Annotated in this window: 8 protein-coding genes; 2 read left to right on the top strand and 6 right to left on the bottom strand. The window is 73.1% G+C overall.

The window, feature by feature from the left end; all coding sequences use genetic code 11:
* The 6 genes from ACTYVM_RS35005 to ACTYVM_RS34980 form a co-directional block, all read right to left on the bottom strand.
* Nucleotides 1–752, bottom strand: a 752-nt coding sequence (locus ACTYVM_RS35005; protein ID WP_445529615.1) for an RNA-guided endonuclease InsQ/TnpB family protein, incomplete at its 3' end; no start/stop codon positions are given.
* A gap of 117 nt (nt 753–869) precedes the next feature.
* Nucleotides 870–2,015, bottom strand: coding sequence for an aldehyde dehydrogenase family protein (locus ACTYVM_RS35000; protein ID WP_445529820.1), 1,146 nt, complete (start codon nt 2,013–2,015; stop codon nt 870–872).
* A gap of 171 nt (nt 2,016–2,186) precedes the next feature.
* Nucleotides 2,187–3,284: a P1 family peptidase gene (locus ACTYVM_RS34995; protein WP_445529819.1), complete on the bottom strand. Its 1,098-nt coding sequence runs from the start codon at nt 3,282–3,284 to the stop codon at nt 2,187–2,189.
* 102 nt (nt 3,285–3,386) lie between these two features.
* Nucleotides 3,387–6,248: a SpoIIE family protein phosphatase gene (locus ACTYVM_RS34990; protein WP_445529818.1), complete on the bottom strand. Its 2,862-nt coding sequence runs from the start codon at nt 6,246–6,248 to the stop codon at nt 3,387–3,389.
* A 222-nt stretch (nt 6,249–6,470) separates the two neighbouring features.
* The gene (locus ACTYVM_RS34985; RefSeq protein ID WP_445529817.1) at nt 6,471–7,616 is read right to left on the bottom strand and encodes a winged helix DNA-binding domain-containing protein; all 1,146 of its coding nucleotides are present in this window, start codon (nt 7,614–7,616) and stop codon (nt 6,471–6,473) included.
* A gap of 81 nt (nt 7,617–7,697) precedes the next feature.
* Complete coding sequence (locus tag ACTYVM_RS34980; protein WP_445529816.1) at nt 7,698–9,878, bottom strand: MMPL family transporter; 2,181 nt, start codon at nt 9,876–9,878, stop codon at nt 7,698–7,700.
* A gap of 210 nt (nt 9,879–10,088) precedes the next feature.
* Between ACTYVM_RS34980 and ACTYVM_RS34975 the strand changes: the two genes are divergently transcribed.
* Together ACTYVM_RS34975 and ACTYVM_RS34970 are read left to right on the top strand one after the other, a co-directional pair.
* Nucleotides 10,089–11,213 (top strand): sensor histidine kinase, encoded by a 1,125-nt coding sequence (locus ACTYVM_RS34975; protein ID WP_445529815.1) that lies wholly within the window; start codon nt 10,089–10,091, stop codon nt 11,211–11,213.
* Nucleotides 11,210–11,872 (top strand): response regulator, encoded by a 663-nt coding sequence (locus ACTYVM_RS34970; protein ID WP_445529814.1) that lies wholly within the window; start codon nt 11,210–11,212, stop codon nt 11,870–11,872. Before ACTYVM_RS34975 ends, ACTYVM_RS34970 begins: the two co-directional genes overlap by 4 nt.
* Nucleotides 11,873–11,893 lie beyond the last annotated feature (21 nt).

Raw genomic sequence — 11,893 nt, 5'->3', positions numbered from 1 at the left:
GCGCGGGCCACCTTCAGACGGGCCTTGGCCCGGTTCTTCGAGCCCTTCTGCTTACGGGACAGCTCCCGCTGCGCCTTCTTCAGTTTCTTCTCCGCCCGGCGCAGGAACCGCGGGGAGTCGATCTTCGTGCCGTCGGACAGGACCGCGAAGTGGGTGAGTCCGAGGTCGATGCCCACCGTCCGGTCGGTGTCGGGCATGCGGGCCGCGTCGGCGGCCGGGTCGGTGTCGACGACGAAGGAGGCGAAGTACCGCCCGGCAGCGTCCTTCGTCACGGTCACCGAGGACGGGACGGCAGGAAGAGACCGTGACCATTTCACCCGCACCTCGCCGATCTTCGGCAGGTTCAGCCGCCCCGTGGCGGTGATCTTCCAGCGGGCGTTCGCGGTGAACCGGATCGCCTGCCTGGCATCCTTGCGCGACTTGAACCGCGGCGCGCCCACCTTCGGGCCCTTGCGTCGGCCCTTCAGAGAGGTGAAGAAGTTGCGGTAGGCGGTCTCGACGTCCCGCAGTGCCTGCTGCAGCACCACCGCGGACACCTCGCCCAGCCAGTGCCGCTCACTAGTCTTCTTCGCCTCGGTGAGAAGCGTCTTCGACAGCACCGCCGCGGTGGGAAACGGCTGGCCTGCCGCCCGGGCCCGTTCCCGCGCCGCGACCGCGTCGTTGTACACCACCCGCGCGCATCCGAACGCCCGGGCCAGCGCGATGCGCTGACCGGGTGTCGGGTCGAGACGGAAGACGTACCGAAGCTGCACGATCCGGACGCTAGCACCGGTCACCGACAGTCCGGGGACAGTCCGGGGCGGATCAGCCGAATCCAGCTCCGCTGGAACGATCCGGCAACGCTCCGCGTCGCGACCCCCGGATTCGCCTCACCACCCGCGTGAACGCCGGTGCACTGCGAATGAAGGCCGGTAGCATCCCTGGGGCAGGTCCGCCCGTTCGCCGGGGCCGCCGCCGCAGAGCACCTTGCCGCCGTCGCGCTGCGCCCCGGCGATCGCCGACAGTGCCACGTCCCTGCGGACCGTGTTGACCACCGGGCACACCTGGGAGGCCGGGTCGTCGCCCGGCCCCACGCGCAGCCCGGCGACCCGTGGCACCAGCCGCTCGAGGAACTCCTCCCGCACCCGGACGTCCACCACCGCCCGGCTCGTGGCGCTGCACCGCTGCCCGGCCTGCCCGAACGCGCCGTGCACGACCGCGTCCACGGCCCGGTCCAGGTCGGCGTCGTCGCAGACCACGACCGCGTTCTTGCCGCCGAGCTCCAGCTGGGTGCGCAGCAGCCGGTGCGCGCCGGCGGTCTGGATGGCGGTGCCCACGGCGAGCGAGCCGGTGAAACTGATGCCCGCCACCGCCGGGTTGGTGACGAGCGCCTCGCCGGCCGCGACGTCGCCCTGCACCAGGTTGAGCACCCCGTCCGGAACTCCGGCCTGCTGGAACACCTCCACCAGCAGGGCCGCGGTGAGCGGGGTCAGCGGCGAGGGCTTCAGCACCGCCGTACACCCCGACAGCAGCGTGGGCGCCACCTTCCACATCGGGATCGCCAGCGGGAAGTTCCACGGCGAGACCAGGCCCACCACGCCGATCAGGCGGCGGAAGGTGCAGGCGAACGTGCGCTCGTCCTCGGCGGGCGCCGTGACGCCGCCGAGCAGCCGCGCCTGTCCGGCCGTGAAGTCGAGTACGGACCGCGCGCGGGCCACCTCACCGTGTGCCTCGGTGAGCAGCTTGCCCTGCTCGCGGGTGATGACGGCGGCGAACTCCTCGGCCCGTTCGCCGAGCAGTGTCCCGGCCCGGGCAAGGAACGCGGCTCGCCTGACCGGTCCGAGCCCGCGCCAGCCGGGCAGCGCGGCCGTGGCGGCGTCGACCGCCCGGTCCACGTCGACGCCGCCCGACTCGGCGAACTCCCCGATCCGGTCGGTGACGTCGGCCGGGTTGACGTTCTCCCGGGTCAGCCCCGACTCGGCCGGGTCCCACCGTCCGTCGATGAAGTTGCGCCGAAGGTGCTGTGACTGTGCCATGCCCTCCCCTTCGCTGGACCACGCCGGCCGTGCCGCCGGACCTGGTCAGGCCCTCCGAAGGGCCGGGCCGTCACAATGCGCGATTGCCGAATGCGGCCGATAGCCGCGGCCTATCGCGTGCCGGGCACACGCCTGGCGCGTGCCAGGCGCGTGCCAGGCGCGGATCCCGGGTCAGCCGGACGGCTGTTTCCGGCCGTCGGACAGCGGGGTTGCCACGGGATCCGTGAGGGCGTCGAGCAGCCGGTCCGCGGGCAGGGCCGGCACGGTGCGGCCGCCGAAGCCCGCGGTCGTGGTCGCGGCCAGCAGGGAGTTGAGCACCGCCTCCTCGACGGCGTCGAGCACGGCCTCGAACAGGGGCCCCAGTTCGGCGTCGGCGACAGTGGCGCCCGCCTGAGGGCGCGTGGCGAAGGCGATGGCGTAGTCGCCGCTGCCGTGGCCGTAGGCCGCGCCGGTGCGGGCCAGGGCGAACACGGCCCGCCGCGCGACGCGGGTGAGTTGGCGCGCGTCGAGCGGGGCGTCCGTGGCCACCACGATCATGCAGGAGCCGGTCTCCGCGACCGGCGCCGGGTCGCCGGTCAGGCCCAGGGACCGCGGGGTGACGCGGCGGCCCAGCACCCGCAGCGTGCCGCCGAAGTTCGCCTGCACCAGGACTCCGGTCGTGCACGGCCGGCCTCCCAGGTCGGGTACGCGCGAGGCGGTCCCGATCCCGGCCTTGAACCCCAGGGCGACGGTGCCGGTTCCCGCGCCGACGCAGCCCTCGGCCACCGGACCGCCTGACGCCCCGTCGAGTGCGGCCCGGACGTGCTCCTCGTGCACCGGCCGGGCGCGGATGTCGGACAGGAGGCCGTCGTTGCACTCGCCCACGACCGGGTTGAGGCTCTGGACCTCGCCGCATCCGGGCCGTTCGAGCATCCACCCGACCAGGGCGTCGGCGACCCGGAACACCGACAGGGTGGAGGTGAGCAGCACCGGGGTCTCCAGCGTGCCGAGTTCGGTGAGCTGGGTGGTGCCGATGAGCTTGCCGTAGCCGTTTCCGGTGAACACCCCTGCGGGAAGCGGCGCGTTGGGGCCGACGGCACCGGGCACGACGGCGGTCACTCCGCTGTGCACCTCGGGGGGACGCCGGACGGTGGTGTGCCCGACCCGGACGCCCGGCACGTCGGTGATCGCGTTGAGGGGGCCGGTGTCGCCGTGCCCGGCGACGATGCCGAGGTCACGGGCCCGGCGCCGGGTGCCCGGTGCCGGCTGGAGGTGAGCCGTGGGTTCCATACGACCGGACGCTACGTCATGCGCGGCCGCGTCCGGCGTGCGGCGGGCGCCCATGGGGCCCAGCAGGTGGCGGGAGAACAGATGTGGTGCGGCGAACGACTGTCACGGCAGGGGCTGTTCCGTCCAGATGACCTTCCCGTCGGTGGTGTAACGGGTGCCCCACCGCTCGGTGAGCTGGGCGACGAGGAAGAGCCCGCGCCCGCCCTCGTCCTCGCTCGTGGCGCGGCGCAGCCGCGGTGAGGTGCTGCTGCCGTCGCAGACCTCGCAGATGAGGGCGCGGTCGCGGAGCAGCCGTAGCCGGATCGGGCCGGTGGCGTACCGGACGGCATTGGTGACCAGTTCGCTGGCGGCGAGTTCGGTGGTGAAGGCGAGGTCGTCCAGCCCCCAGGCCGTGAGCTGGCCGATGACCGCCGCACGGGAACGGGAGACGACGGCCGGGTCGCTGGGCAGGTCCCACTCGGCGACGTGCTCGGGGCCCATCGCGCGCGTACGGGCGACGAGCAGGGCGACGTCGTCGGCCGGCCGGGCCGGGAGCAGCGCGTCGAGGATCGCCTCGCAGGTGTCCTCCGGGCCGCGGTCGGCGCGGGCCAGCACGGTGCGCAGCGTGTCGAGGCCGGTGTCGACGTCGCGGAGCCGGTCCTCGATCAGGCCGTTGGTGTACAGCACCAGTTGGCTGCCCTCGGCCAGCTCCAGCTCGACGGTCTCGAACGGCACGCCGCCGAGCCCGAGCGGCGGCCCCGGCGGCAGGTCGACGAACTCCACCGTGCCGTCGGGCGCGACCACCGCGGGCTGGGGGTGCCCCGCGCGGGTGAGGGTGCACCGCCGGGACACCGGGTCGTACACGGCGAACAGGCAGGTGGCGCCGATGATCCCCGAGTCCGGTTCCGGGGTGTCCGCCGCCCGGCCCTCGCCCCGGTCGAGTTGGCCCACCAGGTCGTCGAGGTGGGTGAGGAGCTCGTCGGCCGGCAGGTCCAGGGAGCAGAAGTTCTGCACGGCGGTGCGCAGCCGGCCCATGGTGGCGGCGGCGTGCAGGCCGTGTCCGACCACGTCGCCGACCACGAGCGCCACCCGGGCGCCGGACAGCGGGATGACGTCGAACCAGTCGCCGCCCACTCCGGCCTGCGCGGGCAGGTAGCGGCAGGCGACCTCTACGGCGTTCTGCTCCGGCCGTCCCCGGGGCAGCAGGCTGCGCTGCAACGCCAGGGCGGTGTGGTGCTCGCGCGTGTAGCGGCGGGCGTTGTCGATGCAGATGGCCGCGCGGGCGGCCAGTTCCTGGGCCAGGGACAGGTCGTCGTCCTCGAAGGGGGCCGGTTTGCCGCAGCGGTAGAAGCTCGCCACCCCGAGGGTCGCGCCCCGGGCCCGCAGCGGCACGGTGATCAGGGAGTGGATGCCCGCCGCGAGGATCCGTTGCCCGCGCTCCGGGTCCTGGGCGAACCAGCCGGCGGCTTCGGACAGGACGGGTTCGAGGACGGACTGCCGGCTGTCCAGGCTGTGGGCCTGCGGTGTGAACGGCGCGAACCGGACCTCGTCGCCGAGACCGTACAGAGGGGATTCCTCCTCCACCGCACCCAACGCCACCCGGCGCAACGCGGTGCCCGCGCGGAACGGCTCGGGCTCCTCGCCGCGCAGCACGGCATCGGGCAGATCGACGGCGGTGAAGTCGGCGAACCGGGGGACGGTCACCTCCGCCAGTTCCTCGGCGGTCCGGGTGACGTCCAGCGTGCTACCGATCCGCAGGCCGGCGTCGTGCAGCAGCTCGAGACGCCGACGGGCCTGCACTGCCAGCCGGCCGACGCCGGGCTCGCCGACGAGCAGCGGCCAGCTTCCTCCTTCGTCGCCGTGATCGTCCGTTCCGGCCCGGGCCGGGGTGTGCGGCCCTTCGGTTGCGGGTGTCGCAGGGGGCGCCGTCGCCGGCTTGTGCGGGGCGACCGGGGGTGTCCGGTCCGGCTTCGGTGCGACGAGGGGCGGCGCGGGCGGGATGGCGACGGGGGCCGCCGAGGAGGCCCGGGACGACTCCGCCGAAGCACCGGGTCCGGTGACCCGCAGGCTCGGTCCGCCGAATACGCGGGCCTCGACGACCACACCGGCCTCGCCCGTCGGTCCGGTGACCGGGCGACGTCGCAGCATGGCGACCCGCCCGCCGGTCAGGGTCACCTCGTCGAAGGTGTGCTGCGGGGAGGCGATGAGCGCCTCGGCCTTCTCCCGCAGCAGGGCCAGATCGATCCGGCCGAGCCCGCTTCCCTCGTGGTCGTCGTCCTGACCTGGCGGTGCGCACGCGGACCAGGACCATCCGGCCGTGCCGTGGTGTGCCCGTCGGTACGCGGCGAGCAGGGCCCTTTCCCGTGCCGTGGCCTGCTCCAGCAGCTCCGCCTCGATGTCGTGTGCGGCTTCGCCGGCCAGCCTCAGCATGACGGGGTCGCTGCGCTCACGCAGGCAGGAGAGGTCGACGACCGCCTCGGTACGCCCGCTGAGCGGGTTACGGACGGGCGCGCCCGCGCACGCGAAGGGCTGCAGGCAGTCGGCGAAGTGCTCACGGCCCACGACGTAGAACGGGAGGCGACCGGCCAGCGCGGTGCCCACGCCGTTGGTGCCCGCGGCCGACTCGGAGGCGTCGCATCCGGGCGCGAACTGCACCTTGTCGAGACGCTGCAGGAGCTGCCGGCCTCCCCCGTGCCGCTGGACCATGCGGCCCCGCCCGTCACACAGCACGACCGTCACGTTCATGTCGGTGAGCGACGCGGACAGGTCCTTCAGCACCGGCTCGGCCGCGCGCAGCAGCCGGTCGTCCGGGTCCAGCTCGATCGCGCGCGGAAACCCCGGCCGATGCGGCTCGAAGCCCGCGAACCAGCACCGCTTCCAGGAGTCGAGCACCAGGCCGCGGACGTCCGATTCGACCAGCGCACCGGTCAGAAAACGCTCATGGGCATCGGCAAGCCCGCCGATGTCATCCCATGCGATGGGCACCGGGATCACTTCCTCACACGAAAGTGCTCCCCGGTCGTGTCGCCGTTCGGCCGGTCCGGGAACTCCTCCACATCCACTCACCGTAGACCTACTGCGACGTGAACGACAACATGCGACATATGGGGCTAATCGTCACGGTGCCAAGGCGGGTTCGCCGTGCGGGCACGAGGGTCCCTCGCGGATGACGGACGGCGGCCCAACGGCGGGGCGTGGCCCGTCGGCTCAGTCGCCGCGGAGCAGGCGTGTCTCGGCGGCCGGGAGGCCCTTCGTCCACCAGTGGCCGTAGCGCCGGTAGACCGAGTCCTCGCGGTCGGCGAGGAACAGGACGAGTGATCCGGCCTCCGCGGCCAGCCCGCGCCAGACGTGCTCGGGAAGCGGGTGGAAGGCGGTGGCCTCGATTCCTCCGTCGACGGGACGCCAGACGCCCGCGACGTAGCCGTCGACCAGCAGGGTGGGCAGCACGTCGCCGTTGACGCGCGTCACCAGCTTGCGGTACGCGGGTGGGATGACGCGACTGCGGTCGGCGTAGGCCAGCAGGATGCTGTCCCACATCGCCATCAGCCTGGGCGGGGCCGGGGTGTCCTCGGCCGGCCGCGGCGCGCCGGGGATGTCGTACAGCACCGTGCCGCCGGGTCCTGGCACCTGCTCCAGTTCGGCGGTGAGCCCCTGCAGCGCCGCTTTCACCCTGGCCTGCTGGACCAGCGCGAACTGCGCCATGTCCGGCACCGAGGCCGGGCCGAAGCCCTCCAGGTAACGGCGTATCAGAGTGCGCAGCCCCGCGAGGGCGGCGTCCGGATCGGCCAGCGTCGGCGGTGTGGCGGCGGCGATGTACGACTGCCGGGTGCCGAACGACCAGGGGCCTCCGGTGGGCGCGTGCCACAGCGGCGCGTACTGCCGCAGCATGCGCCAGGCCGTCGGTTCCACCGGAGTGCCCAGGACCTCCTCGAGCCGGCCCCGCACCTCGGCGGCGGACCGCGGCCGGCCGGTGTACTCCAGCAGTCCCGGGACCAGCGCGTCGGCGTCGGCGGCGGTGAGCCCGGAGGCCGTGAAACGGGGGTCGCCGAGCCGGGAGCCGCGCAGTGTCGGTTCCATGGCCTCGCGGAACGCCCGGTAGTCCGCCGCGTGGACCATGTGCAGCGTGATCCGCATCAGTGTCGACCTGACCGCCCGGTGGCCGGTCACGGCGGCGTCGAGGCCGGCCGGGTCGAAGCCGCTGAGCCGGTTCCACAGCGCCAGGTACGGCGAGGCGGGCTGCTGTGCCTGGAGGGCGACCACGCGCCGCACCGCGTCGGCGGCGGTGAGCGGCTCCCGGGCGAGCAGCAACTGCCGGGCGAGAGTGGAGCGGTTGAGGGCGCGTGCGGTCACCATCGGGCCATCATGCCCCGCACGTCGGCCGGTTGTGCGGGAGACCCCCCCGTGAGCCCCCCGCACTTCCACCGGAGGTCAGGGTCAGACCCTGACCTCCTCCCCGACCTCGGCGCTCTCGGCCGCGGTCGCCTTCGGTGCCCGGCGTCCGGGCATCCACCAGTTGGCCTTGCCGCACAGTTCCATCACGGCGGGAACGAGGACCATCCGGATGACGGTGGCGTCGATGAGCACGGCGACGGCCATGCCGAGCCCGCCCTGCTTGACCGCGAGGTCGGGGCCGAGCAGGGAGGTGGTGAACACGGCGACCATGATGGCGGCCGCGGCCGTGATGACCTTGGCGGTCCGCGCCAGCCCGACGGTGACGGCGCTGCGGGTGTCGCCGGTGCGCTCGTACTCCTCACGGACCCGCGAGATCAGGAAGACCTCGTAGTCCATCGACAGGCCGAACAGGACCGGCATCATCATCATCGGCACCCAGGTGGTGACCGGCATGGCGGTGGGGAACCCCAGGGCCGGGCCGAACCATCCCCACTGCACGATCGCGACCAGCACACCGTAGGCGGCGCCGATCGACAGCAGGTTCATCACCGCGGCCTGGAGCGCGATCGTGACCGAGCGGACCATGGCCACCAGCAGCACCAGGGACAGCGCGATGACAACCGCGATCATCAGGGGCAGGCGGGAGCCGGCCTCGTCGGCGAAGTCGATCGTGCCGGCGTTCGGGCCGCCGACGTAGACCTGTTCGCCGGCGGACGCCTGGGGGAGCACGTCGTTGCGGAGCCTGTGCACCAGCTCGGTGGTCGCCGCGTCCTGGTACCCGGTCTTCGGGAAGGCCATGAACATGGCGGCCTGCCCGTCCTTGCTGACCTGGGGCGGCGTCGCGTAGGCGACCCCGTCGGTCCTGCTGACCGCTGCGACGACGTGGCTCAGGTCGCCGCCCCGGGAACCGACCTCGGTGGCGAAGATCAGCGGTGCGCTGTAGCCGGGCCCGAAGCCCTCGGAGAGGATCTCGTAGGAGATGTAGCTGCTCCGGTCGTGCGGCTGGACACTGGCGTCGGGCTGGCTCAGCCGCATCGACAGCGTGGGGGCGCTCATCACCAGCAGGATCCCGGCGGCCGCGACCGCCGCGACCAGCGGCTTGCGCTGCACCACCCCGGCCCAGCGCTCGGCGAGGGGACGGCGCCCCGCGTCCGGGGCGTCGTCGGCCTGCCGCCGACGGGAGGCACGACGGGGCAGACGCAGCGAGTTGATCCTGTAGCCGGTGAAGCCCAGGAACGCCGGCAGCAGGGTCACCGCGGCGATCATCGTCAGCAGCACGGCCACCGAGGTGGCGACGGCCACGCCGGTCATCAGCCGCTGTTGCATGACGACCAGGCCCAGCAGCGCGATCACCACGGTCGTACCGGCGAACAGCACCGCGTGACCCGCGGTGGCGAGGGCCTTGACGGTGGCGGACTCCGGCTCGTCACCCTCCTGCAGGGCGTCCTTGTAGCGGGTCACGATGAACAGCGCGTAGTCGATGCCGACGCCGAGCCCGACCATTCCGGCGAAGAACACGGTGAAGTCCGGCGAGGGGACCACATGCCCCAGCAACTTGATCAGGGCCACGCCACCCAGGATCGCCAGCAGCGCCGTCACGATCGGCAGGCCCATCGCCACCAGCGACCCGAAGGCGATGAACAGGATCACCGCTGCCGCCAGCACACCCACACCGTCGGCCGGGCTCTGCGCAGGCGTCTCGGCCTTCTCCGCCTTGTTCCCGCCGAGGCCGAACGTCACCCCGTCGCCGGAGGCGTCCCTGACCGTGTCCACCAAGGGCTTGACCTTGGCCTTGTCCACGTTCTTGTCGGTCAGCGGGATCGTCGTACGGGCGATGTGGCGATCCTTCGTCACCAGATTCGCGTTCTGGTACGGCGAGACCACCGGCCCCGTCTCGGGGGAGTCCGCCAGATCGGCGACCACCTTCTCGATCTTCCTGCGGGCGGCGGGGTCGTCGATCCCCTTCTCCGCCCTGATGGCGAGGGTCAGCGTGTCCCCTTGCTGTTCGGGGAAGTGCTTCTCGATCAGGGCCTGCGCCTTGGCCGACCCGGATTCCCCGCCGGTGAAGTCGTTGTCGGGGGCAGCGCCGAAACGGAAGCCGAAGAACGCCACGGCCACCACACTGACGATCCAGGTCAGCAGGACCAGGCGGCGGCGCCGGTAACAGAACCGGGCCAGTCCCGCCAGGGCTCCTTCCGTACGGGGCGTGTCGGTTGCCGTCATCTTCTCCTCCTGCGACTGGACATCGCCCGATCATGTCCGCCGGACCCGCCTGGAGACGTCCCGCAGGCGCAGACACTTCGGGCTGCCGCCGACGGCGCAGGCGGGAGCCCGCGCGTACCGCGGGCGCCACCCCTGTACCGCGGGCGCGGTACAGGGGCGCTCGTCCGCGAGCGTGATCCGCCCGCGGCGGCATCCCGCTAGGGTGCGCCCATGGACAGAGGACGGTTCGGTGTTCCGGCCGGTGCCGGGGACTGGGCGATCGCCGTCGGCGTGGCGGGGGCGCTGCTGGCCACCGGGCTGTCCGGGCAGCACTCCGCCGACGGCCTCGGCCTGCTCGGCTATGCGCTGCTGGCGGCCGGCGGCCTGGCGCTGGCCGCGCGCCGACGGGCCCCGCTGCCCGTGCTGGCCGTGACCGGACTGTGCGCGGTGGGGTACCAGGCGGCCGGTTTCGATGTGCCCGCCGTCGCCTACCTGTTCGCGGTGTACGCCGCCATGCGGGCGGGGCACCGCACCGTCACGGTGGTGACGAGCGTGGCCATGCTGGCCGCCCTCCCCCTCGCGGCCCTGGCCTCCCTGCACGACCTCGGGGAGGCGTTCGCGCAGGCCCGCGGCGCCCTGGAGGTGGCCTGGCTGGTCGCGGCCGGCGCGGCGGGCGAGGCGCTGCGGCAGGCCGAGCGGCGGGCGGACGAGGCCGAGCGCACCCGGGAGGAGACCGCGCGGCGCCGCGCCGACGAGGAACGGCTGCACATCGCACGGGAGTTGCACGACTCGCTGACCCACCAGATCTCGATCATCAAGGTGCAGGCGGAGGTCGCCGTGCATGTGGCCCGCAGGCGCGGCGAGCAGGTGCCGGCGGCCCTGCTGGCGATCCAGGAGGCCGGACGTGAGGCGAGCCGGGAGCTGCGCGCGACCCTGGAGGCGCTGCGCGACGACGACACCGCCCCGCCACGCGGCCTCGACCACGTTCCGGACCTGGTGGAAAGAGCCCGTGCCATCGGCCTGGACGCGACACTGACGATCGAGGGGAAACCGCACGACGTGCCCGCCGCGGTGGACCGGACCGTCTACCGGATCGTCCAGGAGTCGCTGACCAACATCGCCCGGCATGCCGCCGCAGACACCGCGTCGGTCCGGATCGACTGCCGTGCGGACGCGCTCACGATACGGGTCGACGACGACGGCAGGGCCACGCCGGACACCACCCCGATGCCCGGTGTCGGACTGCTCGGGATGCGTGAGCGCGTCACCGCTCTCGGGGGCCGGTTGCGGGCGGAGCCGCGCGTCGGGGGCGGCTTCACCGTCCAGGCCGAACTTCCCGTGGAGCAGACGTCGTGATCCGTGTCCTGCTGGTCGACGACCAGCCGCTCCTGCGCAGCGGCTTCCGCGCGCTGCTCGACATGGAGGACGGCATCGAGGTGGTGGCGGAGGCCGGTGACGGGCAGGAAGGCCTGGCCCTGGTCCGGGAGCATCTGCCCGACATCGCGCTCGTCGACATCCGGATGCCGGTCCTCGACGGCATCGAGGTGACCCGGCGCGTCGCCGCGGACCCGGCGCTGTCCGGGGTGCACGTCGTCATCCTGACCAACTACGGCCTGGACGAGTACGTCTTCGACGCGCTGCGCGCCGGCGCGGCCGGGTTCCTCGTCAAGGACATCGTGCCGGAGGACTTCCTGCACGCCGTGCGCGTCGCCGCGCGGGGCGACGCGCTGCTCGCGCCGTCGATCACCCGCAAGCTGATCAGCCGGTACGTCACCCAGCCGCTCGACACGGGCGTCGGCCCCGGCCTGGAGGAACTGACCAACCGCGAACGCGAGGCCGTCGCCCTGGTCGCCCAGGGGCTGTCCAACGACGAGATCGCCGACCGCATGGTGATCAGCCCGATGACAGCGAAGACCCACGTCAACCGGGCCATGGTCAAGCTCCGGGCCCGCGACCGCGCCCAACTCGTGGTCCTCGCCTACGAATCGGGCCTGGTGACTCCGCGGAGCCGCTGACCGCGTCCGGTCACCGGCGAC

The organism is Streptomyces cyslabdanicus (assembly GCF_052663305.1).
Note: the sequence above shows the minus strand (reverse complement) of the source record. Positions and strands in the feature narration are given on the sequence as shown.

Bases quoted from the DNA above. Each gene is read 5' to 3' on its own strand.
- ACTYVM_RS35000 (WP_445529820.1), bottom strand. From the start codon at position 2,015: ATGGCACAGTCACAGCACCTTCGGCGCAACTTCATCGACGGACGGTGG.
- ACTYVM_RS34995 (WP_445529819.1), bottom strand. From the start codon at position 3,284: ATGGAACCCACGGCTCACCTCCAGCCGGCACCGGGCACCCGGCGCCGG.
- ACTYVM_RS34985 (WP_445529817.1), bottom strand. From the start codon at position 7,616: ATGGTGACCGCACGCGCCCTCAACCGCTCCACTCTCGCCCGGCAGTTG.
- ACTYVM_RS34980 (WP_445529816.1), bottom strand. From the start codon at position 9,878: ATGACGGCAACCGACACGCCCCGTACGGAAGGAGCCCTGGCGGGACTG.
- ACTYVM_RS34975 (WP_445529815.1), top strand. From the start codon at position 10,089: ATGGACAGAGGACGGTTCGGTGTTCCGGCCGGTGCCGGGGACTGGGCG.